This window comes from Pseudomonas sp. BN414 (assembly GCF_029871275.1).
Classification (GTDB): Bacteria; Pseudomonadota; Gammaproteobacteria; order Pseudomonadales; family Pseudomonadaceae; genus Metapseudomonas; species Metapseudomonas resinovorans_C.
Genome location: NZ_SSOL01000079.1, coordinates 449,517 through 475,007 on the forward strand (window position 1 = coordinate 449,517; position 25,491 = coordinate 475,007).

23 protein-coding genes are annotated in these 25,491 nt (G+C 64.7%); 9 read left to right on the top strand and 14 right to left on the bottom strand.

Going from position 1 to position 25,491, the window contains the following annotated elements; all coding sequences use genetic code 11:
- Positions 1 to 27 precede the first annotated feature (27 nt).
- Positions 28 to 1,605, top strand: coding sequence for a glutamine-hydrolyzing GMP synthase (gene guaA / locus E8E95_RS29940; RefSeq protein ID WP_280356022.1), 1,578 nt, complete (start codon positions 28 to 30; stop codon positions 1,603 to 1,605).
- Between the two features lie 120 nt (positions 1,606 to 1,725).
- Here guaA and E8E95_RS29945 read toward each other — a convergent pair whose 3' ends face one another.
- Complete coding sequence (locus tag E8E95_RS29945; protein WP_280356024.1) at positions 1,726 to 2,379, bottom strand: intradiol ring-cleavage dioxygenase; 654 nt, start codon at positions 2,377 to 2,379, stop codon at positions 1,726 to 1,728.
- 213 nt (positions 2,380 to 2,592) lie between these two features.
- Here E8E95_RS29945 and E8E95_RS29950 point away from each other — a divergent pair, with 213 nt between their 5' ends.
- The 3 genes from E8E95_RS29950 to E8E95_RS29960 all read left to right on the top strand — a co-directional run bounded on the left by E8E95_RS29950 (position 2,593) and on the right by E8E95_RS29960 (position 5,987).
- The gene (locus E8E95_RS29950) at positions 2,593 to 3,957 is read left to right on the top strand and encodes a multicopper oxidase family protein (protein ID WP_280356025.1); all 1,365 of its coding nucleotides are present in this window, start codon (positions 2,593 to 2,595) and stop codon (positions 3,955 to 3,957) included.
- A 7-nt stretch (positions 3,958 to 3,964) separates the two neighbouring features.
- A complete protein-coding gene (tadA, locus tag E8E95_RS29955) occupies positions 3,965 to 4,456 on the top strand; it encodes a tRNA adenosine(34) deaminase TadA (protein ID WP_179061680.1) in 492 nt (163 codons plus the stop codon).
- A 274-nt stretch (positions 4,457 to 4,730) separates the two neighbouring features.
- On the top strand, positions 4,731 to 5,987 hold the full coding sequence (locus tag E8E95_RS29960; protein WP_280356028.1) for an amino acid permease: 1,257 nt from the start codon (positions 4,731 to 4,733) through the stop codon (positions 5,985 to 5,987).
- Positions 5,988 to 6,044: 57 nt separating this feature from the next.
- On the opposite strand, the gene mltF is transcribed toward E8E95_RS29960, so the two are convergent.
- A complete protein-coding gene (gene mltF, locus E8E95_RS29965) occupies positions 6,045 to 7,493 on the bottom strand; it encodes a membrane-bound lytic murein transglycosylase MltF (protein WP_280356029.1) in 1,449 nt (482 codons plus the stop codon).
- A gap of 181 nt (positions 7,494 to 7,674) precedes the next feature.
- Between mltF and purL the strand changes: the two genes are divergently transcribed.
- From purL to E8E95_RS29980, 3 genes are all read left to right on the top strand, one after another.
- Positions 7,675 to 11,571, top strand: coding sequence for a phosphoribosylformylglycinamidine synthase (gene purL / locus E8E95_RS29970; RefSeq protein ID WP_280356031.1), 3,897 nt, complete (start codon positions 7,675 to 7,677; stop codon positions 11,569 to 11,571).
- Positions 11,572 to 11,883: 312 nt separating this feature from the next.
- Complete coding sequence (locus E8E95_RS29975; RefSeq protein ID WP_280356033.1) at positions 11,884 to 12,144, top strand: CDGSH iron-sulfur domain-containing protein; 261 nt, start codon at positions 11,884 to 11,886, stop codon at positions 12,142 to 12,144.
- A gap of 170 nt (positions 12,145 to 12,314) precedes the next feature.
- The gene (locus tag E8E95_RS29980; RefSeq protein WP_077522591.1) at positions 12,315 to 12,632 is read left to right on the top strand and encodes a YqfO family protein; all 318 of its coding nucleotides are present in this window, start codon (positions 12,315 to 12,317) and stop codon (positions 12,630 to 12,632) included.
- On the opposite strand, the gene E8E95_RS29985 is transcribed toward E8E95_RS29980, so the two are convergent.
- Positions 12,633 to 13,505 carry an AraC family transcriptional regulator gene (locus tag E8E95_RS29985; RefSeq protein WP_280356035.1) on the bottom strand — a complete coding sequence of 291 codons (873 nt, stop codon included), beginning with the start codon at positions 13,503 to 13,505 and terminating at the stop codon, positions 12,633 to 12,635. It lies immediately after the preceding gene.
- A gap of 148 nt (positions 13,506 to 13,653) precedes the next feature.
- Between E8E95_RS29985 and E8E95_RS29990 the strand changes: the two genes are divergently transcribed.
- Positions 13,654 to 14,559 (top strand): EamA family transporter, encoded by a 906-nt coding sequence (locus tag E8E95_RS29990; RefSeq protein WP_280356036.1) that lies wholly within the window; start codon positions 13,654 to 13,656, stop codon positions 14,557 to 14,559.
- Positions 14,556 to 14,876, top strand: a complete 321-nt coding sequence (locus E8E95_RS29995) for a cupin (protein ID WP_280356038.1) — start codon at positions 14,556 to 14,558, stop codon at positions 14,874 to 14,876. The genes E8E95_RS29990 and E8E95_RS29995 overlap by 4 nt, the downstream gene beginning before the upstream one ends.
- On the opposite strand, the gene E8E95_RS30000 is transcribed toward E8E95_RS29995, so the two are convergent.
- From E8E95_RS30000 to E8E95_RS30050, 11 genes are all read right to left on the bottom strand, one after another.
- Complete coding sequence (locus tag E8E95_RS30000; RefSeq protein WP_280356039.1) at positions 14,873 to 15,073, bottom strand: hypothetical protein; 201 nt, start codon at positions 15,071 to 15,073, stop codon at positions 14,873 to 14,875. The two genes, E8E95_RS29995 and E8E95_RS30000, sit on opposite strands and share 4 nt — an antisense overlap.
- 91 nt (positions 15,074 to 15,164) lie before the next feature.
- Positions 15,165 to 15,701 (bottom strand): GNAT family N-acetyltransferase, encoded by a 537-nt coding sequence (locus tag E8E95_RS30005; protein WP_280356040.1) that lies wholly within the window; start codon positions 15,699 to 15,701, stop codon positions 15,165 to 15,167.
- Positions 15,702 to 15,722: 21 nt separating this feature from the next.
- The gene (locus tag E8E95_RS30010; RefSeq protein WP_280356042.1) at positions 15,723 to 16,091 is read right to left on the bottom strand and encodes a hypothetical protein; all 369 of its coding nucleotides are present in this window, start codon (positions 16,089 to 16,091) and stop codon (positions 15,723 to 15,725) included.
- A gap of 97 nt (positions 16,092 to 16,188) precedes the next feature.
- Positions 16,189 to 17,019, bottom strand: a complete 831-nt coding sequence (locus tag E8E95_RS30015) for an SDR family oxidoreductase (protein WP_280356045.1) — start codon at positions 17,017 to 17,019, stop codon at positions 16,189 to 16,191.
- Between the two features lie 158 nt (positions 17,020 to 17,177).
- Positions 17,178 to 17,642, bottom strand: coding sequence for a multidrug transporter (locus tag E8E95_RS30020; protein ID WP_280356046.1), 465 nt, complete (start codon positions 17,640 to 17,642; stop codon positions 17,178 to 17,180).
- Positions 17,643 to 17,748: 106 nt separating this feature from the next.
- Positions 17,749 to 19,191 carry a mannose-1-phosphate guanylyltransferase/mannose-6-phosphate isomerase gene (locus tag E8E95_RS30025; RefSeq protein WP_280356048.1) on the bottom strand — a complete coding sequence of 481 codons (1,443 nt, stop codon included), beginning with the start codon at positions 19,189 to 19,191 and terminating at the stop codon, positions 17,749 to 17,751.
- Between the two features lie 135 nt (positions 19,192 to 19,326).
- Positions 19,327 to 19,971: an alginate O-acetyltransferase AlgF gene (locus E8E95_RS30030; RefSeq protein WP_179061667.1), complete on the bottom strand. Its 645-nt coding sequence runs from the start codon at positions 19,969 to 19,971 to the stop codon at positions 19,327 to 19,329.
- Between the two features lie 67 nt (positions 19,972 to 20,038).
- Positions 20,039 to 21,187 carry an alginate O-acetyltransferase gene (locus tag E8E95_RS30035; RefSeq protein ID WP_280356049.1) on the bottom strand — a complete coding sequence of 383 codons (1,149 nt, stop codon included), beginning with the start codon at positions 21,185 to 21,187 and terminating at the stop codon, positions 20,039 to 20,041.
- Between the two features lie 12 nt (positions 21,188 to 21,199).
- Positions 21,200 to 22,693 (bottom strand): MBOAT family protein, encoded by a 1,494-nt coding sequence (locus E8E95_RS30040; protein ID WP_280356050.1) that lies wholly within the window; start codon positions 22,691 to 22,693, stop codon positions 21,200 to 21,202.
- Positions 22,694 to 22,950: 257 nt separating this feature from the next.
- The gene (locus E8E95_RS30045) at positions 22,951 to 24,048 is read right to left on the bottom strand and encodes a mannuronate-specific alginate lyase (RefSeq protein WP_280356052.1); all 1,098 of its coding nucleotides are present in this window, start codon (positions 24,046 to 24,048) and stop codon (positions 22,951 to 22,953) included.
- Positions 24,049 to 24,062: 14 nt separating this feature from the next.
- Positions 24,063 to 25,487 carry an alginate O-acetyltransferase gene (locus E8E95_RS30050; protein ID WP_280356054.1) on the bottom strand — a complete coding sequence of 475 codons (1,425 nt, stop codon included), beginning with the start codon at positions 25,485 to 25,487 and terminating at the stop codon, positions 24,063 to 24,065.
- Between the last annotated feature and the right edge of the window lie 4 nt (positions 25,488 to 25,491).

The window sequence follows — 25,491 nt, forward strand, 5'->3', positions numbered from 1 at the left end:
TTGTGAATTCCGTAACGAGAGATGGCCATGTCCCAAGACATTCACGCCCACCGGATCCTGATCCTCGACTTCGGTTCCCAGTACACCCAGCTGATCGCCCGTCGTGTGCGCGAGATCGGCGTGTACTGCGAAATCCACCCGTTCGACATGAGCAACGAGGCGATTCGCGCCTTCGCGCCGCGCGGCATCATCCTCGCCGGCGGCCCCGAGTCGGTGCACGAAGCCAACAGCCCGCGCGCGCCGCAGGCCGTGTTCGACCTGAATGTGCCGCTGTTCGGCATCTGCTACGGCATGCAGACCATGGCCGAGCAACTGGGCGGCAAGGTGCAGGGTTCCGACCTGCGCGAATTCGGTTACGCCCGTGTCGACGTGGTCGGCAAGGCCCGCCTGCTGGACGGCATCGAAGACCATATCGATGACGACGGCGTACTCGGCCTCGACGTCTGGATGAGCCACGGTGACAAGGTCACCGACATGCCGTCCGGCTTCCACATCCTGGCCAGCACCCCGAGCTGCCCGATCGCCGCCATGGCTGACGATCACCGCGCTTACTACGGCGTGCAGTTCCACCCGGAAGTGACCCACACCAAGCAGGGCGGCCGTATCCTTTCCCGCTTCGTGCTGGAGATCTGCGGCTGTGCCGCCCTCTGGACCCCGTCCAACATCGTCGAAGACGCCATCGCCACCGTCCGTGCCCAGGTGGGCTCGTCCAAGGTGCTGCTGGGCCTGTCCGGCGGCGTGGACTCCTCCGTGGTAGCGGCGCTGCTGCACCGCGCCATCGGCGACCAGCTGACCTGCGTCTTCGTCGACAACGGCCTGCTGCGCCTGCACGAGGGTGACCACGTGATGGCCATGTTCGCCGAGAACATGGGCGTACGCGTGATTCGCGCCAACGCAGAAGAGAAGTTCCTTTCTCGTCTGGCCGGCGTCGCCGACCCGGAAGAAAAGCGCAAGCTCATCGGCCGCACCTTCATCGAAGTGTTCGATGAGGAAGCCACCCGCCTGCAGGGCATCAAGTTCCTGGCCCAGGGCACCATCTACCCCGACGTGATCGAGTCGGCCGGCGCCAAGACTGGCAAGGCCCACGTGATCAAGTCCCACCACAACGTCGGTGGCCTGCCGGAAGACATGCAGTTCGAACTGGTCGAGCCGCTGCGTGAGCTGTTCAAGGACGAAGTGCGCAAGATCGGTCTGGAGCTGGGCCTGCCCTACAGCATGGTCTACCGCCACCCGTTCCCCGGCCCCGGCCTGGGCGTGCGCATCCTCGGTGAAGTGAAGAAGGAATACGCCGACCTGCTGCGTCGTGCCGACCACATCTTCATCGAAGAGCTGCACAAGGCCGACTGGTACCAGAAGACCAGCCAGGCCTTCGTGGTGTTCCAGCCGGTGAAATCCGTCGGCGTGGTCGGCGATGGCCGCCGTTATGCCTGGGTCGTGGCCCTGCGCGCAGTGGAAACCATCGACTTCATGACCGCTCGCTGGGCGCACCTGCCCTACGAGCTGCTGGAGACCGTCTCCAACCGCATCATCAACGAGATCGAAGGCATCTCCCGCGTCACTTACGACGTGTCGAGCAAACCGCCGGCGACCATCGAGTGGGAATGATGCGAGTGCGCAAGCGCTAGCGAAACGGAACCGGCCAGGCCTCAAAGCCTGGCCGGTTTTGTTTTCACGGCCTGGTAGGCACTGCTCTTGTAGGTTGGGCTTCGCTGCGCTCTGCCCAACCTACGTATTGGCGCGGGTATCGACCACCAGCGTCAGGCGTGCAATGAATCCGTCGCCATCCTCCACCAGTTCAGCAACCGACTGTTCCCCGCCCTGCCGGCGATAGATGTAGTCCTGCTCCCGGGGTGTCCAATCCTGGCCGGGGTGGGAGTAGGGCGGTTTTGCCATCGCCGGGCGGATGAGCGATTCGGGGAAGTACAGCTGCCCCGTGTGGATATCCCGCTCGCTCAGATGCACCTTCAGGTGCACATGGTTGGTTCGGCCGGGGTAGTAGCCAGGGAGGATGCTGCGAAACTCCGCGCGGCCATCGTCGTCGGTGATCTGCACGCCACGCAGAAAACGGCTCGTCGCGTCGCTCCCCACGCCCGAATAGGCGCCGTGCGCATCGCAGTGCCAGATCTCCAGGGCGGCATCACCCAATGGGCGACAGCTGTCGAGCTGCAGCACCTCGAACTGCAGTCGCAAGGCAGTGCCCGGTTTGCCGTCCGTGATGTCCTGGCGCAGTAGCGCATCTTCCAGGTAGAAGGGGCCGGCGGTCTGCGCCGGGCTGAGGCGGCAGGTCCTGGTGGTATCGGCCTGGCCGAAACGCGGCCAGTTCAATAGCACCAGGCCGCCGAGACCGAGTTGCATCACTTGGCGGCGGGTGGGATGCACGGAGACGTTCCTCTGTAGAGAGTCGGACCTCACTTTCAGCCTAGACCTGGCGCGGACCGGCTGCTGCGCCCATCGGTCGCGGCCGATGCAGATGCTTTTACTTATCTTTCACAGCCCCTGGGTGTATCTTGTGCGCCCCAAAGCCGGCCCGACAGAGGCTGGTTCGATTAGCCGATGGGACAGCCCCGTTCTTCCCCAGAGGAGCCTGACCCCATGTCCTTCACTCGCAGACAGATTCTCGGCGGCCTTGCCGGCCTCGGCGTTGTCGGCCTTGGTGCCGGTGGCGCCCGCTACTGGCTGGGTCGCACCCTGGATGCCAAGACCCACGATTACGAACTGATCGCCGCGCCGCTGGATCTCGAACTGGTTCCAGGTCACACCACGCCTGCCTGGGCCTATGGCGGTCAGGCACCGGGCGTGGAGCTGCGCTCGCGCCAGGGCGACTGGCTGCGGGTGCGCTTCATCAACAAGCTCGACGAACCCACCACCATCCACTGGCACGGCATCCGTGTGCCCCTGGAAATGGATGGCGTTCCCTACGTTTCGCAGTTGCCGGTGCTGCCCGGCGAGTACTTCGACTACCGTTTCAAGACCGACGACGCCGGCAGCTTCTGGTACCACCCGCACCTGTCCAGCGCCCATCAGCTGGGGCGCGGCCTGGTGGGTCCGCTGATCGTCGAAGAGCGTGAACCTTCCGGCTTCAAGCACGAGAAAGTGCTCAGCCTGAAGACCTGGCATGTGGACCAGGAAGGCGCCTTCACTGCCTTCAGCGTCCCCCGCGAGGCGGCCCGTGAAGGCACCCGTGGCCGCCTGAGCACCGTCAACGGCAAGTCGCTGCCGACCATCGAACTGCCCGCGGGGCAAGTGGTGCGCCTGCGCATCCTGAACCTGGACAACACCGTCACCTACCGGCTCAACCTGCCGGGTGGCGAAGCGCGCATCTATTCCCTCGATGGTCACCCGGTGAAACCGCGCGACCTGGGTAAGGAGTACTGGCTGGGGCCGGGCATGCGCATCGAACTGGCGATCAAGGTGCCGGCCGAAGGCACCGAGGTGCCACTGCGCAATGGTCCGTTGCGCCTGGCGACGCTGAAGAGCGTGGCCAGCAGCGCAGCGCCCGGCGACTGGCCGGCGCCGCTGCCGGACAACCCGGTGCCCGAGCCCGACCTGGAGAAGGCCCAGGTGCTGCGTTTCAACTTCGAGTGGGCGGCGACCCTGGCCAGCGCCGCCGGACGTCCGAGCAACTACTGGCAGATCAACGGCAAGGCCTGGGACATCAACGACAAGACCTGCGCGGACCGTCCCATCGCCCGGCTGAAGAAGGATGGCCACTACATCTTCGAGCTGCGCAATATGGCCCAGTACCTGCACCCCATCCACCTGCACGGCATGGCGTTCAAGGTGCTGGACTCGGACCGCAAGTCGATCATTCCGTACTTCACCGACACCTACCTGCTGGGCAAGAACGAGACCGCGCGCATCGCGCTGGTGGCGGAGAACCCGGGTATCTGGATGTTCCACTGCCACGTCATCGACCATATGGAAACCGGTCTGATGGCCGCCATCGAGGTTGTCTGAACCCGCCATGCGCCAGCCCCAGATCATCGACCGCAGCCGCGACGAACATTTCATGCGTGAAGCCCTCTCCCTGGCCCAGCAGGGCGCGGCGCTGGGGGAGGTGCCGGTAGGCGCGGTGCTGGTGAAGGACGGCGAGATCGTCGGGCGCGGCTTCAATTGCCCGATCTCCGGCCACGACCCCAGTGCCCATGCCGAGATGGTGGCCGTACGCGACGCCGCCAGCCGCCTGGAGAACTATCGCCTGGTGGGAAGCACCCTCTACGTCACGCTTGAGCCTTGCAGCATGTGCGCCGGGCTCATCGTCCATTCGCGGATTACCCGCGTCGTCTACGGTGCCACCGAGCCCAAGGCGGGCGTGGTGGTCAGCCGTGGCCAGTTCTTCAACCAGGAGTTCCTCAATCACCGGGTGCTGGTGGAGGGCGGGGTGTTGGCGCAGGCGTGCAGCGAGATGCTTTCCGGCTTCTTCCAAGCCCGTCGCGCCGCGCGCAAGGACGTCTGACTCCGACGCTTCCGACAGGCTATTCGACCAAGGTCGGGGCCATTCCTGCTAGACCCTGAAACCTCCTGTGCTAAGGTGCGCGCCGCCCGAACAGGGCGTCCCAGAGCGGTTCGCGCAAGAGTCGCTGGGGATGGTCCCCGCGTGGGGCCACCGCCAGGAGGCGTCCGCAATCCCGTTGTCCCGCAGTGCCCGATTCATCGTTTGACGGAAAGGCCATGGCAGCTTCAGGTCAGGGGCCTCCTGAAAACGTGAATGTGTTGTTGAGGGTGCTGTTATGAGTGAAACCAGGGTCCAGTCTTACCAGGATCAGGTTGGGGCGGAGCCAGTCGATTCGTCGGGGCTGGCGGTCCATCGGCTGAGCTTCCTTGAAGCGGTCGCCATGATCGTAGGCACCAACATTGGGGCGGGCGTACTCTCCATGGCCTACGCCAGCCGCAAGGCGGGCTTCATGCCCTTGCTGCTGTGGCTCGCGGTGGCGGGCGTATTCACCACCATTTCCATGCTGTACGTATCGGAAACCGCGCTGCGGACCCGTACCCACAACCAGCTGAGCGGCCTCGCCCAGCGCTACGTGGGGTCGTTCGGTGCCTGGGCCATTTTCCTTTCGGTCGCGGTCAACAGCATCGGCGCGCTGATCGCCTATATGAGCGGCAGCGGCAAGATCCTCAGCGCTTTCTTCGGCATCAGTCCAGCGCTGGGCAGCCTGCTGTTCTTCCTGCCGGCGGCGCTGGTGCTCTATCTCGGCCTGGGCGCGATCGGCAAGGGTGAAAAGTTCATCAGCATCGGCATGGTCAGCATGATCGTGCTGCTGGTGGTCGCTACCCTGGTCAACGAGAACACCGACGTTGCCCGCCTGCTGGAAGGCGACTGGATCTACATGGTGCCGGTATTCAACATCGCGGTGTTCTGCTTCTCCGCGCAGTACATAGTCCCGGAGATGGCCCGTGGATTCAGCCATGCACCGTCGCAACTGCCCAAGGCGGTGATTACCGGCATGCTGGTGACCTTCTGCCTGCTGGCGATCGTGCCCATGTCAGTGATTTCCCTGAACGGGCTGGAAAACCAGTCCGAAGTCGCCACGCTGGCGTGGGGCCAGGCGCTGGGGCAGTGGGCGTTCTACACCGCCAACACATTCGCCCTCTGCGCCATGCTGACTTCCTACTGGGGGCTGGGTGGCAGCTTCCTGACCAACATCTTCGACAAGTTTCACAAGCTCGGTCCGGAGAATCAGCCGAAGACCCGTCTTCTGGTGCTCGCAATCGTGTGCGTACCACCCTTCCTGCTGGCCTACAGCGGCATGGTCGGGTTCGTTAACGCACTGTACTTCGCCGGTGCCTTCAGCGGCGTGATCCTGTCCATCATGCCGATCCTCATGCTGCGGTCTGCTCGTCGCCACGGTGATCTGCAACCGGCCTGGCAGTGTGGCTGGATCGCTCATCCGCTGATCCAGGTGTTCATTGTGATGATCTACCTGGCCAGCGCCGCGTATGCCATCTGTAGCGCGCTCAACTTGTTGCCATCCGGCTGGTGATCGCCAGACATGAAAAAGCCCGCTCGATGCGGGCTTTTTCATGTCTGGAACAACAGCTCAGAGCTTTTCGTCCTGCTGCTCTTCCGGTGGGCGGGTCTTGTTGATGCCGGGCAGGTGGCTGGCGTTTTCGGCCAGCTGGCTGCCTTCCATCTGCGGCTGGGTCACCCAGGTGAGGATGTCGTAGTAGCGGCGGATGTTCTGCACGAAGTGCACCGTCTCGCCGCCACGGGCATAGCCATAGCGGGTCTTGCGGTACCACTGCTTCTGCGACAGGCGCGGCAGCATCTTCTTCACGTCCAGCCACTTGTTAGGGTTCAGGCCCTCGGCTTCGGCCAGCTTGCGGGCGTCACCCAGGTGGGCGATGCCGATGTTGTAGGCGGCCAGGGCGAACCAGGTACGGTCCGGTTCCTTGAGATCGTCGGAGAGACCGTCCTTGATCATGGTGAAGTACTTGCCGCCGCCATGGATGCTCTGCTGGGCGTTCAGGCGGTTGGATACGCCCATGGCCTTGGCGGTGCCCTCAGTCAGCATCATCAGGCCGCGCACACCGGTCTTGGAGGTGGCGGTGGGCTGCCAGAGGGATTCCTGGTAGCCGATGGCCGCCAGCAGGCGCCAGTCCACGTCGTTCTTCTGCGAAGCCACGCGGAAGTGCTGCTCGTACTTGGGCAGGCGCTGTTGCAGGTGCTTGGCGAAGGTGTAGGCGCCAACGTAGCCGAGTACGTCGACGTGGCCGTAGTAGCGATCTTTCAGGCGCTGCAGGGTGCCGTCCTTGCGAGCCTTGTCGAGGAAGGCATTGACCTCGTTGTAGAGGCTGTCGTCCTCGCCCGGCGCCATGGCCCAGGCCAGGCTGGTGGCGTCGCCGAGGTCGAAGGCCACGCGCACGTTGGGGAAGTAGACCTGGTTCATCGCCAGCTCGTTGGAATCCACCAGGGTCAGGTCGATCTGCCCTTCGTCGACCATGCGCAGCAGGTCGACCATTTCGACTTCGTCGGATTCCTCGTACTTCAGCCCCGGCAGGGTGCCTTTCAACGTCGCCAGTTGCTCAGCATGGCTGCTGCCCTTGAGGACCAGGATGCGGCGGCCCACCAGGTCTTCGGGGCGGGTGGGGCGGCGTTCGCCATTGCGGTAGATGACCTGGGGGGTGACATCCAGGTAGGAATGGGAGAAACGCACATCGTCCTTGCGCGCGTCGCTGGCCACCAGGCCCGCGGCGGCCAGCACCGGGCCGTTGGCCTGGCCCAGGCGGAAGTAGAGGTCATCCAGCTTGTCGGCAGTTTCGATCTTGAGTTCGACGCCCAGATCGTCGGCAAAACGCTTGACCAGTTCGTACTCGAAACCGGTTTCGCCGTTGCGATCTTCGAAATAGGTGGCGGGGCTGTTGCGTGTGATCACGCGTAGCACACCCTCCTCCTGAACGCGCTCGAGGGTGGTGGGCTGCTTGCAGCCGACGAGCATCAGGAAGAATCCGGTAGCCAGGGCCCAGAACGCCCGACGTGTGCCGAACACGTGGTTATTTAGCATCCACGGAGTATACGCAAAGCCTGGCGGGCGCCATATCTCGACAGCGGGCATCTTCTCTGCTAGCTGTCGGGCGACGCGAGGCACCTTCAGAGGTGCCGGAAAGCGGCGCTTTGCGCTAGAATGCACGGCCTCCAAGCACACCCCTTCCCCAGAGGCTGTCCCGAAGATGTTGATCCTGCGCGGTGCTCCCGCCCTTTCCGCTTTTCGCCACGGCAAACTGCTCGAGCAACTGACCCAGAAGGTCCCCGCCGTCAGCGGACTCTATGCCGAGTTCACCCACTTCGCCGAAGTGATTGGCGTACTCAGCGGGGAGGAAGAGCAAGTCCTGGCTCGCCTGCTCAAGTACGGCCCGAGCGTCCCGGTTCAGGAGCCCAGCGGCCGCCTGTTCCTGGTAGTGCCGCGCTTCGGCACCATCTCGCCCTGGTCGAGCAAGGCCACCGACATTGCCCGTAACTGCGGCCTGGCCAAGATCGAGCGTCTGGAACGCGCTATCGCCTACTACGTGGCAGGCGAGTTCAGCGACGCCGACGCGCAGCTCATCGCCAGCAGCCTGCATGACCGGATGACCCAGCTGGTGCTGGCCGGCGCTGACGAGGCTTCCAGCCTGTTCAGCCATGCCCAGCCCAAGCCGCTGACCGCCGTGGACATCCTCGGTGGCGGCCGCGCCGCGCTGGAAAAGGCCAACGTCGAACTGGGCCTGGCCCTGGCCGAAGACGAAATCGATTACCTGGTGAAGAGCTTCAGCGACCTGGGCCGCAACCCCCACGACGTCGAACTGATGATGTTCGCCCAGGCGAACTCCGAGCATTGCCGCCACAAGATCTTCAACGCCAGCTGGGACATCGACGGCCAGGCGCAGGAGAAGAGCCTGTTCGGCATGATCAAGAACACCTACGAGATGCACCGTGAAGGCGTGCTGTCCGCGTACAAGGACAACGCTTCGGTGATCGTGGGCTCCACCGCCGGCCGCTTCTTCCCGGACCCGGCGACCCGTCAGTACGGCGCTACCCAGGAGCCCGTGCACATCCTGATGAAGGTGGAAACCCACAACCACCCGACCGCCATCGCCCCGTTCCCCGGCGCCTCCACTGGTTCCGGTGGCGAGATCCGCGACGAAGGCGCGACCGGCCGCGGCGCCAAGCCCAAGGCTGGCCTGACCGGTTTCACCGTTTCCAACCTGCAGATCCCCGGTTTCGAGCAGCCCTGGGAAAAACCCTACGGCAAGCCCGAGCGCATCGTCACCCCGCTGGACATCATGATCGAAGGCCCGCTGGGCGGCGCCGCGTTCAACAACGAATTCGGCCGTCCGGCCCTGACCGGCTACTTCCGTACCTTCGAGCAGGCCATCGACACCCCCCACGGTGAAGAAGTGCGCGGCTATCACAAGCCGATCATGCTCGCCGGCGGCATGGGCAACATCCGCGAAGAGCACGTGCAGAAGGGCGAGATTTCCATCGGCGCCAAGCTGATCGTCCTCGGCGGCCCGGCCATGCTCATCGGCCTGGGCGGCGGTGCCGCATCCTCCATGGCCACCGGCGCCAGCTCCGCAGACCTGGACTTCGCCTCCGTGCAGCGCGACAACCCGGAAATGGAGCGTCGTTGCCAGGAAGTGATCGACCGCTGCTGGCAGATGGGTTCGGAAAACCCCATCAAGTTCATCCACGACGTGGGTGCCGGCGGTATTTCCAATGCCCTGCCGGAACTGATCAACGACGGCGGCCGTGGCGGTCGTTTCGAACTGCGCGCCGTGCCCAACGACGAGCCGGGCATGAGCCCGCTGGAAATCTGGTGCAACGAATCCCAGGAGCGCTACGTGCTCTCGGTGGACGCCGCTGACTTCGAGCGCTTCAAGGCCATCTGCGAGCGCGAGCGCTGCCCGTTTGCCGTGGTTGGCGAGGCCATCGAAGAGCCTCACCTGACCGTGGCTGACAGCCACTTCGGCAACAATCCGGTGGACATGCCGCTCGAAGTCCTGCTCGGCAAGCCGCCGCGCATGCACCGTTCGGTCAGCCGCGAAGCCGAGCTGGGCGATGACTTCGCCGCCGCCGAACTGGACATCGACGAAGCCGTCAGCCGTGTCCTGCATCACCCGGCCGTGGCCAGCAAGAACTTCCTGATCACCATCGGCGACCGCACCATCACCGGCCTGGTTGCCCGCGACCAGATGGTCGGCCCCTGGCAGGTCCCGGTAGCCGACTGCGCCGTCACCGCCACCAGCTTCGACGTCTACACCGGCGAAGCCATGGCGATGGGCGAGCGCACGCCGCTGGCCCTGCTGAACGCCCCGGCGTCCGGCCGCATGGCCATTGGCGAAACCATCACCAACCTGGCGGCCTCGAAGATCGAGAAGCTGGGCGACATCAAGCTCTCCGCCAACTGGATGGCCGCCGCTGGTCACCCGGGCGAAGACGCCCGTCTGTACGACACCGTCAAGGCCGTCGGCATGGAGCTGTGCCCGGCGCTGGGCATCACCATCCCGGTGGGCAAGGACTCCATGTCCATGAAGACCCGCTGGCAGGATGAGGGCGCGGACAAGTCCGTTACCTCACCGCTGTCGTTGATCGTCACCGGCTTCGCGCCGGTCAGCGATGTGCGCCAGACCCTGACCCCGCAACTGCGCCTGGACAAGGGCGAGACCGACCTGATCCTCGTGGACCTCGGCCGCGGCCAGAACCGCATGGGCGGCTCCATCCTCGCCCAGGTCTACAGCAAGCTCGGCCAGCAGGTACCGGACGTCGACGACGCCGAAGACCTGAAAGCCTTCTTTGCCGTGATCCAGGGCCTGAACGCCGATGGCCACCTGCTGGCCTATCACGACCGTTCCGACGGCGGCCTGCTGGCCACCGTGCTGGAAATGGCCTTTGCCGGCCACTGCGGCCTGGACCTCTACCTCGACGCCCTGGCGGACAACCGTGAAGGCCTCGCGGCCGTGCTGTTCAACGAGGAGCTGGGTGCGGTCATCCAGGTTCGCCAGGACGCCACGCCGGAAGTACTGGCCCAGTTCAGCGCCGCTGGGCTCGGAGATTGCGTTGCCGTCATCGGCCAGCCGTTCAATGGCGCCAACGTCGCCATCAGCTTCAACGGCGAAGCCGTATTCGGCGGTGAGCGCCGCATGCTGCAGCGCCAGTGGTCCGAGACCAGCTATCGCATCCAGCGCCTGCGCGACAACGCCAACTGCGCCGACCAGGAATTCGATGCGCTGCTGGAAGAAGACAACCCCGGCCTGTCCGTCAAACTCAGCTTCGACGTCAACCAGGACATCTCCGCACCCTACATCAAGAAGGGTGTGCGTCCGCAGGTGGCGATCCTCCGCGAGCAGGGCGTCAACGGCCAGGTGGAAATGGCTGCCGCCTTCGACCGCGCCGGCTTCGCTGCCATCGACGTGCACATGAGCGACATCCTCGCTGGCCGCGTCAGCCTGGAAGATTTCAAGGGCCTGGTGGCCTGCGGTGGCTTCTCCTACGGCGACGTACTCGGCGCCGGCGAGGGCTGGGCCAAGTCGATCCTGTTCAACACCCGTGCCCGTGATGGCTTCCAGTCGTTCTTCGAGCGCAAGGACAGCTTCGCCCTCGGCGTGTGCAACGGTTGCCAGATGATGTCCAACTTGCACGAGCTGATTCCCGGCACCGAGTTCTGGCCGCACTTCGTGCGCAACCGCTCGGAGCAGTTCGAAGCCCGTGTAGCCATGGTCCAGGTGCAGGAGTCGTCCTCGATCTTCCTGCGTGGCATGGCGGGTTCGCGCATGCCGATCGCCATCGCCCACGGCGAAGGTCATGCTGAGTTCGAGAGCGAAGAAGCGCTGCTGGAAGCCGACCTGTCCGGTTGCGTTTCCATGCGCTTCGTCGATACCCACGGCAAGGTCACCGAGACCTACCCGGCCAACCCGAACGGCTCGCCCCGTGGCATCACTGGCCTCACCAGCCGCGACGGCCGCGTGACCATCATGATGCCGCACCCGGAGCGCGTGTTCCGTGCCGTGCAGAACTCCTGGCGCCCGGACGAGTGGCAGGAAGACGGCGGCTGGATGCGCATGTTCCGCAACGCCCGCGTCTGGGTAGATTAAGAGCAGGCCGAAGGCCATCTGATGACCCTCTCCCTCTGGGGCGAAGAGGCACGCTTTTGGAAGCACTGCTTCCAGTGCCGATGAGCGCCTGAGCGCGAAGCGATCAGGCCGGGGCGCGGAGCGGGGTGCCCGAAGGGCGGGAGAGGGTGGTTCAGCCAGCTTCGGTTCCCATAAGGGCGGGAGAGGGCTGTTCCAGTCGCTTCAGGCTTCTGTCCCAGGGCACGAGAGGCCTCAGATTGGCCCACTCGGACATCGACAGCGAAAGGCGGGAGAAGGCAATCTTCTCCCGCCTTTTTCGTTTCCGAGCCCACCATGCCGGACCCGATCCTTCCTGAAGTTCGCCTGCTACAACCCGGCGACCGTTGCCGGCTCTGCCGTTGTGGTCGTTCGTCGCAGCTGCCTGATTGCCCTTCCGATTGCCCTGACGGCGTCGAGCTGTCCGCTCGCCGTGAGCAGCGATTACTGCTTTGCCGTTGCGGCCTGTCGGCGCGACTGCCCTGGTGCGATGGCAGCCACAGCCCGCCTACGCCCAGCCTGGGGCAGCGCTGGCGACGCTTCTGGAAAGGTGAGTAGCACGTCACCTTTATCACCAGACGCACTATCCCCGCGCAGAACGCTTTGCTGCACGACGGGTCCAAATCGCCGTATGTGAACCGTGCCTCGGTAAAGTGACGTCAAAATGCCATCATGCGTGACATCATTTCCCGTGCATGAACTGCAGTCTGAGCCACTGGGAGGACTCGATGTACAAGCTGTGCTTCTACGTTCCGGAGAGCCATCTGGAACCTGTGAAAAAGTCCATCTTCGCCGCAGGCGGCGGGCGTATCGGCGCTTATGACAGCTGCTGCTGGCAAGCGCTCGGCCAGGGGCAGTTCCGTCCGCTGGAGGGGAGCAATCCCTATCTCGGTCAGTCCGGCACCGTCGAGCACGTGGCCGAATGGAAAGTGGAGATGGTGGTGGCCGATGAGCTCATCCATGAGGCGGTCAAGGCACTGAAGAAGGCCCATCCCTACGAAACGCCCGCATTCGAAGTGTGGCGCCTCTCCGACCTGGTTTTCTGATCAGCGAAACGCCGACCTGAAGGCCCCTGGCGTGCCGCCAACCGTCGCGCGGAAGCGATTGCTGAAGTGGCTGGCGCTGGCGAAGCCGCAGGCCAGGGCGATCTCTCCCAAAGGAAGTTCGGTCTCGCGCAGCAGCTTGCGCGCCCGCTCCAGGCGGCGCGCCAGCACGTACTGATGGGGCGGCATGCCGAAGCTCTCGCGGAACATCCGCGCGAAGTGATACTCCGACAGCGCCGAAAAGGTCGCCAACTCACCCAGGCTGATGGGCTCGGCCAGGCGGGTCTCGATGTAGTCCACCAGGCGCTTGCGCAAGGCCGGCGCCAATCCCCCCTTCAAGCGCAACCCTTCACGCATTCCCACCTGGGTCAGCAGACTGTGATGGATCATCTCGTGCGCCAGGCTGGTGGCACGCAGGCGCTCGCTGGGTTCGTCCCAATCGAGGCGGATCAGCTGGTGGAAGTTCTGCGCCTGCAGCGGGTCATCAAGGAAGGTGCGTTCGCACAATTGCAGTTCGCGGGGCTCGCGGTCCAGCAGGGTCACGGCGGCCTGTGCGAAGTGCTCCGCGCTGAAGTACAGGTGCGCCAGCCGGATGTCGCCGTTGATCACCCATGAAGATTCATGCCCGGCCGGCAGGATGCACAGTTTGCCCGGGGCGCCCTTGGTATCCGGGCGCTCGCGGCGGTAGGTGCCGGTGCCGCCCTCCAGGTAGCAGGACAGGGTGTGGAACTTCGGCCCCTGGTAATCCCGCGCATCGTGGTGGTTGCTCCAGAGTGCCGCGCCCAGGCCGTCGCCAAGCTCCGCGCAATGCTCCAGGCGAGCATTGGGCGAACTGCTGAGGGACTGGAAGACCTGATTCTCTTCGAGTAGCGACATGGACGAAGCGGCCGGTATGCGAGTGGGGTTCATCCTAACGCGCGCGTAAACCGACGGGCAGGTCTCCGACGAGATAAGCGCAAGTTTGTGCAAGCCGGAAGCCGGTGGCGGACGGAGACTGGCTCCCATCGAAGCCGGAGTCACCGTGATGAACCTGTCCCTGTACCTGCTCACCGTCCTGATCTGGGGCACCACCTGGATCGCCATCAAGCTGCAGATGGGCAGCGTCGCCATTCCAGCCTCCATCGCCTACCGTTTCGCCCTGGCCGCCGCCGTGATCTTCGCCCTGTTGCTGATCAGCCGGCGCCTGCAGAAGCTCGACGGCCGCGCGCAGATGATCTGCCTGGCCCAGGGCCTGTGCCTGTTCTGCGTCAACTTCATGTGCTTCTACACCGCCAGCCAATGGATACCCAGCGGCCTGATCGCCGTGGTGTTCTCCACCGCCACCCTGTGGAACGCCCTCAACGCACGCATCTTCTTCGGCCAGCGCATCGCCCCCAACGTGCTCGGTGGTGGCGGCCTCGGCCTGCTGGGGCTGGGCTTGCTGTTCTGGCCGGAGCTGTCGCACCACAGCGCCAGCCGCGAAACCTTCATCGGCCTTGGCCTGGCCCTGCTCGGAACCCTGTGCTTCTCCGCCGGCAACATGCTCTCCAGCCTGCAACAGAAGGCCGGCCTCAAACCGCTGACCACCAATGCCTGGGGCATGCTCTACGGTGCGCTGATGCTGGCCGCCTGGTGCCTGGTCAGCGGTACGCCCTTCGACATGGAGTGGAATACGCGCTACATCGGCTCGCTGCTCTACCTGGCGATTCCCGGCTCGGTGATCGGCTTCACCGCCTACCTGACCCTTGTGGGACGCATGGGCCCGGAACGTGCCGCCTACTGCACCGTGCTGTTCCCCGTGGTGGCGCTGAACATCTCGGCCTTCGTCGAAGGCTACCAGTGGACCTTGCCGGCGCTGTTCGGCCTGGGCCTGGTGATGGCCGGTAACGTGCTGGTGTTCCGCAAGCCCAGGCCGTCCGTGCCTGTCGCTGCCACGGCGGGTCGCGCATGAGCACCGGGCGAGTGGTGCGCAGCTGCGAGTTCACCGCGGAGCGGGCGTGGGGCGCGTTGGGGATCGCCAACATGGACGGCACCACGGTGCGCTTGCACTGGACCGACCAGCCCTACATCTGGCACGTCAATGACGGCCCGGAAGTCTTCGCGGTACTCGATGGCGAGGTGGAGATGCGTTATCGCGAGGAGGGCGAGGAACGACGGGTGTTGCTGCGGACCGGGGATATCTTCTTCGCGGAAGTGGGCTGCGAACATGTCGCCCATCCCGTCGGTGCCGCCCGCGTCCTGGTCATCGAGCGGGAAGGGAGCATCTAGTCGCTCCCGGTCTTCTTCACCCCACGCATGTTCATGGCCGCGAGGCAGAGTTGCAGCACGATCAGTGCATAGGCGTGGGCGTACAACCCCCAAGCGATCCACAGCACGTTGCTCGCCATGAACACCCAGAAGCCGGCGTTGCGCCGCGAGTCCTGATTGGAACCGATCAGCCACGCGGCCAGCACGGTCACCAGCATCGCCGGCCATTACAGCAGGTCCAGGTAGTCCATCGCCAACTCCTCGCACACCTTCTGCTTAGTGGCGAGCGATGGGCGACGGTTCCATCGATCAGCCGTTGAGCGGATGGCTCAGGTAAAGGGCGATTTCTTCGGCCGCGACTTCGGTCGGGTCGTAGAGCATGGTGTTCAGTCCGCAGAACCTGAAACCTGCGCGTTGGTAGAAGCCGATGGCGGGGTGGTTGCTGGTCTGGGTTTCAAGCCACAAGCAGCGCATCGCCTGGCTGCGGGCGTAGGCCATCGCCCCTTCCAGCAGCGCACGGCCGATGCCCTGGCCCTGGTGCGCAGGCGCGACGAACAGCGCGCTCAGTTCGGCGCTGCGGTTCCACGGCACCAGGCGCACGCAGGCGAAACCGGCGAGGCTGCCGTCGCGGGCTTCCGCCGCAAGGGCGAAATCGGCATCGGCCACATCATCGGGAAACCCAGCGGCGTCGTACGCCTTGTGGAAGGGCTCGGCGAGTTTTTCCTCGACCAGCCGCAGGGCCAGGCCATCGGCTTCGACGCGCCAGATGTGAGAGGTGATGTAGGAAGCGTCGAAAGCGGCGAGCCGATCGCTATCGGCCGGCACGCGCAAGGGGCGGTAGTTCATGGTGGACATCCTTGTTGGCCATCAGCGGACTTTCGTGAATACCCGCTCCGACAGCAGCAATGCGGCTATCACCGGATAGCAGAGGTAATGGACCAGGAACAGCAGGACGCCCATGGGGCTGGGCGTGTCCTGCAGCGTCATCATCGCCAGCAGACCTAGGTATAGCAGGCCGAGCAGGCCGCCGTAGGTGAACACGATGCGCCAGCGCTCGCCGGGTTCGGGGGCGCGGCGCTGGATCAAGCGGAACGCGAATGCGAGTGCGGCGGCCGTGGCGGCAGCGATCAGCAGCGTGGCGAAGATGCCGCCGATTTTCACGAAACTGCGAAACAGCAGGTTCAGGACGACGGCCAGGGCCACGCCGCCGACGGCGTAGCGCAAGGGTAGGGACATGGTGGTTCCTCGGACCAGGGTGGGGTAACTCTAGCTGATCGGCTTGAACGTAGATCGCGTTGGGCCCCGCTGTGCTCGGTACCAACCTACGGGAGCGTTACAACTCGACGCCTAGCCCGAAGCGTTTCTTCAGCACTCGGTCCAGCAACGATCTCGGCACCCAGCGCGCCAGCAGCGGCAGGGCGCGGCTGCCATTGCCGATGCGCACCAGCGGCGGACGCGGATTGCGTTGTACGGCAGCGAGCAGGGTGCGGGCGAAGTCCGCGGCCGAGGTGGGTTTGTCCTGGGAGGCACGGGCGCGGGCGCGGATGCCTTCGCGCACCGGCCACCAGGGCGAATCTTCGGCGATCAGGGCTTCCGCCTCGCGAGTGGCGCTGGCGCCGAAGCTGGATGCGATGGCTCCGGGCTGAACCTCCATCAGCTCGATGCCGAAGGGCGCCAGCTCCAGGCGCAGGGCTTCGGAAAGCGCGTGCACCGCGGCCTTGGACGCGCAGTAGGCACCGGCGAAGGGGGTGACCAGCACGCCCGATACGCTGCCGATGTTGACCACCAGGCCGCGGCGCTTGCGCAGCAGCGGGAAGCAGGCGCGGGTCACATCCACCAGCGCGAAGACGTTGGTGTCGAACTGCTTGCGCAGGGCATCGATACCACCGTCCAGCAGCGGCCCCATGGCGCCGAAGCCGGCATTGTTCACCAGTACGTCGAGGCCGCCTTCCTCCAGTTCCAGCCGCTCGGCGAGGGCCGCTACGGCGGCCTGGTCGTTCACGTCCAATTCGACGGCGATGAAGCCAGCGGCTTCCAGCGCGGCCAGGTCCTGCAGCTTGCGGGCCGTGGCCCAGACGGTGTAGCCGCTGGCCTTGAAGGCGTCAGCCAGGGCGCGGCCGATGCCGCTGGAGCAACCGGTGATCAGGGCGGTGGGGGAGGGCATTGGAAGTCCTTTGCTGGATTGGCGTCCGGTTGTCCCTCTCCCCAGCCCTCTCCCTGAAGGGAGAGGGGGTTGTCCGCGCCATGGTTGAAGTCTGGCGATCGGCTTGTCTCCCCTCTCCCGCTTGCGGGAGAGGGGCCGGGGGAGAGGGCGCTCTAAGTTCAGTCGACGAATTTGCCACGCAGATTGGCGGCGCGAAACTCCAGGGATTGTGCGCGATAACCCTGGCGAATGGGCGGCAGGGTCAGGCAGTCCTGCCATTCGGCTCCGGGTTGCAGTTCGGAAGGGCCGAGGTAGCGCGGATGGTCGTAGCTGGGTTGGGCGAGGTTGATGGTGTCGCCGGGGCGGAAGGCCTGGATCTGCCAGGCGAAATCGCGCAGTACGGCCTTGTCGCCGTTATGGACCCGGATCGCCAGAGGGCGGTCGGCGGGGCAGTTCTGCGGGGTGTAGGTGAGCTGGATATCGAGGTGGGCGAAGCGGCGTTCCTCGCCGCGTTCTTCCCAGAGCACCCAGACGGCGATCAGCGCTACGCCAAGCACGGCCGCCAGGGACAGCGACAGGGCCTTGGCCGGGTAACGCACCAGCAGGATCAGCCAGGTGAGGAAGAGAACGGCGCCAATGAGCATGGAAGAACCTCCTTGAGGCCTTCCATGCTAGCAAGAGTGCACATGACCGAGGAGCGAGCTTGCTCGCGAAAGGTTGCCCCTTCGCCAGCAAGCGGGCTCCTACCGGTCAGCGGGCGATGCTGTGCACGGTCGCGGATTGCGGGGCGCGGCCGTAGACGTCGTCCAGACGCTCGATGTCGTCTTCGCCCAGGTAGCTGCCGGACTGCACCTCGATGATTTCCAGCGGGATCTTGCCGGGGTTGGCCAGGCGGTGCACCGAGGCGATCGGGATGTAGGTGGACTGGTTTTCGGTCAGCAGGAACACCTTGTCGTCGCAGGTCACCTGGGCGGTGCCGGAGACCACGATCCAGTGCTCGGCGCGGTGGTGGTGCATCTGCAGCGAAAGCTGCGCGCCGGGTTTCACGGTGATGTGCTTGACCTGGAAGCGGCCGCCCATGTCCACCGAGTCGTACGAGCCCCAGGGACGGTACACGGCGCAATGGTTCTGGGTTTCGCTGCGGCCGTCGGCGTCGAGCTTGTTGACCAGCTTTTTCACGTCCTGCACGCGGTCCTTGTGGGCGATCATCATGGCGTCCTTGGTCTCGACCACCACCACATCGTCCAGGCCGATCACCGAGACCAGCTTGCCGTTGCCATGCACCAGGCAGTTGTGGCTGTCCTGCACCACCACGTCGCCCTTGGTGACGTTGCCGTTGTTGTCCTTCTCGTGCACTTCCCAGATGGAGCTCCAGCTGCCCACGTCGTTCCAGCCGGCGGAAAGCGGTACCACGCAGGCGCGGGAGGTTTTCTCCATCACCGCGTAGTCGATGGAGTTGTCCGGGCAGCAGGCGAAAGTGGCCGAGTCGATACTCACCGCGACGCCGTCGCGCTTGCTGCGCTCCAGGGCCAGCAGGCAGGTGTCGTAGATGTCCACGTCGTGTTGCTTGAGCTCTTCCAGGAAGCGGCTGGCGCGGAACAGGAACATGCCGCTGTTCCAGAAGTAGTCGCCGGATTCCACGTACTCGCGGGCCTTGGCTTCGTTCGGCTTCTCGACGAACTGCGCCACGCGGCTGATGCCTTCCGGCAGAGCGCCGTCGACCTTGCTGCGGATGTAGCCGTAACCGGTTTCCGGACGCTCGGCCGGAACGCCGAAGAGCACCATCTCGCCCTTTTCAGCGGCGCTGCTGGCCAGTGCCAGGGCTTGCTGGAAGGCCTCCTGGTCGCGCAGCACGTGGTCGGCGGGGAGTACCAGCATCAGCTCATCGCGGCCTTCGGCGACCAGTTGCATGGCGGCGATGGCCACTGCCGGCGCGGTGTTGCGGCCGAAGGGCTCCAGCAGCATGGACTGGGGTTGCAGGCCGATGGCATCGAGCTGCTCCTGGACGATGAAGCGGTGATCCTGGTTGGCCACCAGCACGGCTGGCTGCATGCCCTCGAAGCAGAGGCGCTGCAGGGTCTGCTGGAACAGGGTCTGGTCGCCGGCGAGGGCGAGGAACTGCTTGGGATACTGTTTGCGCGAAAGAGGCCAGAGGCGAGAGCCGCTACCGCCAGAGAGGATCACGGGAATCATGGGTGTTTCTCCTAACTCAGTCATGGGTTGTAGGCGCTGCTTCCACAAATCACATTTCTTTCTTTTCCCACCCTCTGCGGGGCAGGTACGTACCGGCGGGGGTTCAGTCCGCGCCGGTTATTTCTGCTGTGCCGCTCAGGATTCAGCCGGGCGCTTCACCCACACCGGGGAGAGCTTGCCGCCGTTGCCGGTGATGTAGAGGCACACCACTTCGCCGCGCTGCAGGGAGACGGGCTTGAGGTCGCTGACCTTCTTGTCGCCGTCGAACAGGGCGAGGCCGACTTTCACCGGGTTGATCTCGCGCTCGCCGCGACCCTGCGGGGCCACGTCGGCGACGACCGGGGTCTTGCCGTCTGCGGTCTTCAGGGTGAGCTTGGCGTCGGACAGGTTCTGCACGCGCAGCAAGGCTTTCTGCTTGTTGCGGAAAGGCGGTTCTTCCACCAGCTGGGGGCCCTTGCCGGTCTGGTTGACCAGGGTGTAGTAGCGGTCGGCCTCGAGTTTCACCGAGAGGTTGCTGCTGCCGACCTGAGCGCTGTAATTGCCGGCCGGGAGGAACTTGAAGTCGCTGGAGCCGAGCGGCGGTACGTCAGTCAGCGCGGTGTTGCCGACATTGACGCTGAGCTCGTTGCTGGCGGCGTTGTAGGCGCGGACGAAGGCGGACCCCTTGGGAGCCTTTGGCCCGTACAGGCCACCCTCGTCGGCCTGGGCGTGCAGGGCACCGAGGCCGAGTACCAGGGCGCAGGCATAAGACGTCCAGCTGCGGTTGTTCTGTCGGTTCATGAGGTGTACCTCCATCTATCTCTCTGGATAGGGCCGTGTCCGGCCCTGTGTTCCCCTCACGGGGTATTCAGTTGCCCGAGCGCGAAGCCAGGCGTTCTTCGGAACCGGCGCCCTTGCGCAGGCTGGCGACCCATTCGGGATCGAAGTCGGACAGATCGCTCTGCATCGGCAGGTAGCGTTCCGGGAACTCCCAGATCACCAGCTGCGGCGGGGCGTCCTTCAGCTCGTCGCTCTTGAGGTACTTGAGCATCGGCAGGATCGGCCCATTGCCGTCCTCGGCGTGGTTCACCAGGTCGCGTTGCAGGGACTGGCGCAGGGCGCCGGCGAAGTTCCACTTGTCGTTGGCGCTGTAGCTGGTGCCCACCAGCACCACCGGCACGTTGCTCTCGGCGAACAGGGCATCGCCGCCGGCGTCGGCTTCGTTCTGGCTGCGGGTGGCGCGCTTCTGGAGCTGATCCGGTGCCGGCATCAGGTTCTCGAACAGCGGGTCCAGCGGCAGGAAACGGGTCAGGTCGCCCTTGTAGTCCTCATTGCCCAGCACCTCGGTGACGTATTGCTGCGGGCTGCCACGCAGGCTCATGGCCTGGCTGACCGACTGGCCCAGGCGACCGGCTACCACTTCGGCACCCAGCGGGGTCCAGTGGGTGTCGGTGCGCAGGAATACCTGGCCCTGGTTCTTGGCGTCTTCCAGCGTGGCGAGCAGGTCCGGGGCAATGATCCCGGCCTTGCGCGCGACGCCACGGAAGCGCTCATAGAGGTCCTGGCGCAGGGCGGTGGGGGTGACCTGGCCGACGTGTTCGGGGTAAAGGCGCGATTTGGCGGGGATGATCGCCAGCGCCAGTTCCACGTTGTGCCGCGCCAGCTCGTCGCGCACGCCCCCGATCAGCGCCAGGTTGTCGCGGACCAGGCGGGTGCCATCGGCTACCGGGTCGAATTCCTCGTCCGAGTAGAGCCAGCCGTCCTGGCCAATGACCACGCCCTGGCGGCCTTCACCGAACAGCTTGTAGTCCACCAGGGCCCAGAGATTGGTCCCCAGCTGCTTGACCGGGAATTCCTCGTCGTAGCGCTTCTCGAAGGCCAGGGCCAGCTTGCCGTCCAGCACGCTGGTTTCCTTGGCCACGGAGAAGCCGAGGATCGCGCGCATGGACCACAGGCTCAGCGCCAGCAGCAGGCCGCAGAAGAGCAGGATGTAGAGCAGGTTCAGGGTTCTGTTCATGGTCGGTTCCACTCAGAACTGGAAGTACAGGAAGGGCGAGAAGCTCTGCGCCGAGAGCTTCAGCACCGAGGCGGCGAACAGCAGGAGTACGGCGGCGTGGAAGGCCAGGGCGCCGATCTGCACGCGAGCACGGGGCAGGGCGGCGCTGCCGTCGGCATTGATGGTGATGCCGTCGTCTTCTTCGCGGGCCTTTGCCTTCGGCGCGCCGGCCAGGGGCTGGGCGTAGAACTGGCGGATACCGCAGATGACCAGCACCACGTAGGCCAGCAGCAGGGTGGCGATCTGCAGGCTGGTGAGTTGCGCGCGGTTGAGCTCGGAAAGCTGCCAGTCACCGAAGCTGAACATGGCGGCGTACATGCGCCAGGCAACGTCCAGGTTCTCGGCACGGAAGATCACCCAGCCGATTACCACCAGCAGGAAGGTGAAGACCCATTTCAGCGGGTTGATCGCTCGTGGCGCGGCGTTCACGCCCAGGGCGCGTTCGATGGCCAGCCAGGCACCGTGCCAGGCGCCCCAGATGATGTAGGTGAAGTTGGCGCCGTGCCACAGGCCACCCAGCAACATGGTGAGGAACAGGTTGCGGTAGGTCTGGAAGGTGGTGCCGCGGTTTCCGCCCAGGCTGATGTACAGGTAGTCGCGCAGCCAGGTGGAGAGGCTGATGTGCCAGCGCCGCCAGAACTCGGTGATGGACTGGCTGATGTAGGGCTGGTTGAAGTTCTCCATGAAGCGGAAGCCCATCATCAGGCCGAGGCCGATGGCCATGTCGCTGTAGCCGGAGAAGTCGAAGTACAGCTGCGCGGTGTAGGCCAGCGCGCCGAGCCAGGCGTCGCCCGTGGTTGGGTCGGAGAGGGCGAAGCAGTGGTCGGCGATGGGCGCGATGCTGTCGGCGATGAAGACCTTCTTGATGAAGCCCTGCATGAAGCGCGTGCAGCCCTCGGCGAACTTGTCCACCGTGTGGGTGCGGTGATTGAACTGGTCCACCAGGTCCTTGAAACGCAGCACCGGGCCGGCGATCAGGTGCGGGAAGATCGCCACGAAGGCCGCGAAATCCACCAGGTTGCGCGTGGCCGGCGTGTCGCCGCGGTACACGTCGATGATGTAGCTGATGGATTCGAAGACGTAGAACGAGATCCCGATCGGCAGCAGGATGTGCGTGAGCACGAAGGGCTCCATGCCGAAGGAGGTGATGATCGCGTTGAGGCTGTCGACGCCGAAGTTGGCGTACTTGAAGTAGCCGAGGACGCAGAGGTCCACCACGACTCCGAGGAGCAGCCATTTCTGCGCCGTTTTCGTGCGCACGCCGGCCGCACCGATGCGCAGGCCGATCCAGTAGTTGAAGACCGTTACGGCGGCGAACAGCGCCAGGAAGTCGATGCGCCACCAGGCGTAGAAAATGTAGCTGGCGACCAGCAACAGCAGGTTTCGATAGCGTGTCCCGACCAGGTAGTACAAGCCGAGGAAGATCGGCAGGAACAGGAACAGGAACACGTTTGAAGAAAAGACCATCCGAGTCTCTCCAGTTAACGTCTAGTAACAAGGCCAGCGCCGGCTTTCCAACCTGACTTCTGGCCCGCCAATCCCTCCCCAGGGTGTGGCGAAATTCTTGGCCTCCGCCCCGTCTATTGCAGGGTCAGAGAACCCTCTCCCCCGGCCCCTCTCCCTGAAGGGAGAGGGGAGGCAAGCGGTCCGCGCGTGATTCGAAAACGGCACGGACAGCCCCCTCTCCCGCTTGCGGGAGAGGGTTGGGGGAGAGGGCGCTTTTGCTAGCTCTCTCCTTTCTTCTTCGGATGGAACACCTGGGTCACATCCCCGCCGAGGCGGAAGGTCTTGTAGGGGCCCATTTCGTCCTTCCAGGCGACCGTCTTGGCCGAGCAGGAATAGAGCGAGCACCAAGGCTCGAGCCAGGAGAACTTGTCGTGCTTCTTCAGCTCGCTCATGTCCTGGTCGTCACCGGTCTTTTCATCGAAGGCGTCCTGGTCATCCACGCCGGCGATCACCTTCTCGCCGAGGCGGCGCAGGGCGCTGTCGTTCGCTGTGCGCAGGTCCACGCCATTGGCCTGGGCGAACGCCGCGATCATCGCCAGCGGCGGCAGGCTGTAGTTGTGGTAGGCGAGGGCGCGTTGCTTGCGCTTGAGTTCGTTGGGCAGGAAACCGTCCCGGTCCACCTGGCCGGCTGCCACGCGGTACTGCGCCACCGACCAGTCGAAGAGGTCCTCGCGGTTGGTCGCCACAGCGGTGGCCATTACCGACCAGGCGGCCCAGTAGGAGTGGTTGTTGATCTGCTTCAGCGGCAGGTCGCTCCAGTCGTGGACGACCTGGTCGGCCAGGCGCGAGAACCAGGATTCGATCACCTGGGTCTGGGCCCGGTAGGGCGCCAGCGGCTGCGACTCGGAGAACTTCAGGCGCAGGTAGGCCGAGGCCATGCTGCCCAGCGCCCATTTGCGCATCGACTTGCCGGTGTGGTTGTACTGCGGGCTCAGCAACGCATTGGCCTGGGCCCAACTGCCCAGCCATTGCAGGGAGCATTCGAGCTGCGTGCGCTGGCCCTTGCGCATGTAGTCCATGACCATCTTGCTGACGCCGCGCTCCATCTCGGTGATGTCGGCGGTCTTCTCGCGAAAGGCCTTTTCCGCGTTCGGGTTGAGGGTGGCGCGGGCCTTGTCGGAGCCCTCGTACTTGCTGCGGAATTCCAACTTGGCGGTGTAGGGCGCGGGCGGCGCCTTGCACGTGCCGGCGGACTTGGCGTCGATATCCACAGGGGCGTAGTAGCCCCTGGGCGGCACCAGGTCTGCGGCGTGGCCCTGTGCGGCGAGCAGGATGCCTGCGAGCAGCGGAGCAATCAGCCAGGGTCGGGTGGTCATGGGTACCTCCTTCCTCACTCGGCCTTCGCCGTGAGGTTGTCCCCACCCTTGCCAGGGCGTGCGCAGACGCTGACCTCGACACTGAGGTCTTGGGGCATCTGCTCGGGGCTGTGGATTTCCAGGGCGAGCATGTTCAGGTCGGCCCAGTCAGTCTCGTTGCGCAGCTCGAAGGCGTAGTGACCACCGGTATCGATACGGTCGCTCTGTTCCAGCTTGAAGTTCTCGCGACGGCCGTTGAGGTACCAGATGGTGGTCTTGAGGTCGTGGATGGACGGATCGCTGAGGCGCAGGTCCACCTGGTAATCGCCTCCGCGCAGGTCACGCAGTGGTGCGCCCTTGCCATTGACCAGCACCTCGTTGGCACCAGGCTTGAGGGTGACCTTGTTCTTCAGCACCGCCGGCCGGCCTTCGCAACCGTTGTTCACCATGGGCACGGCCTGGCGGTAGAAGCTCGCTTCGGCCATGTCGTAGTGGGTGGCGAATTCCCAGACCAGGACCTTGGGCGGGTTCTGGTGGAATTCCGGGCTGCTCATGTACTGCATCAGGGCGCTTTCGAAACCGCCGCCACTGACCGCCATGTTGAGCACTTCGGCACCGCTGTGCTGCTGCAGGAAACCGGCGAAGTTGTAGGCCGGACCGCTGTTACTGGTCCCCACCAGGGTCACCTTGGGGTTGGATTCGTCGCCGAACAGGCTGTCGCCGCCATCGCCCGCCGCTTCGGTTTCGTAGCGGTCGACGTACTGGGTCGCATAGCCGGTGCCGCAGAATTGCGCGGCGGTCTTGTGCAGCGTGCCGGCCTTGGGCAGCAGGCCCACCACCTTGCTCTGATAGTCCTTCTTCGGAATGTCGCTGAAGCCGGGAATCTGGTTCAGGGTCTCGGCGACAAGCTTGGCGGTGCGGTCAGCACCGGCCGGCGTCCAGTGGTGGTCGGCCTTGAAGTAGTAGTCGGTGCCCACGCCCTTCTCATCGAAGAGTGGCGACAAGTCGGTGACCCAGATGCCGGCCTTGCGGAAATGGTCGACGGCAGCCAGGTAGTTCTTCTTCGCCAGCTCGTAGTTGAAGTGGGCCTTCTCTTCGGGCGTGAGCTTCTCGCGGTTCACCAGGCCTCGGGTGGGCTGGTAGACCACCATCAGCTCGACCCCCTTGGCCTTGAGCGCGTCGCGCAGGCGCTTCAGCTGGCTCCAGCCGAAGGGCGTGGTACCGAAATCGGTACGCAGGTCGTATTGGGTCCGGAATAGCCAGTCGCCCTGACCCTGCACCAGGGTGGTGAAGAAGCTCAGGTACTTGGTGTTGTAGTTGGCTGGATTCTGCGCCGCGGCACAGAGCGGCCCCGTGCGTTGCGCGCTGAACTCGGGCGCGGCGTGCGCACCCTGGGCGGAGGCCAGCAGGGCGGCTGCCAGGGCCGAAGGGGTGAACCATTTGCGGGAAATTCTGGGCATGATC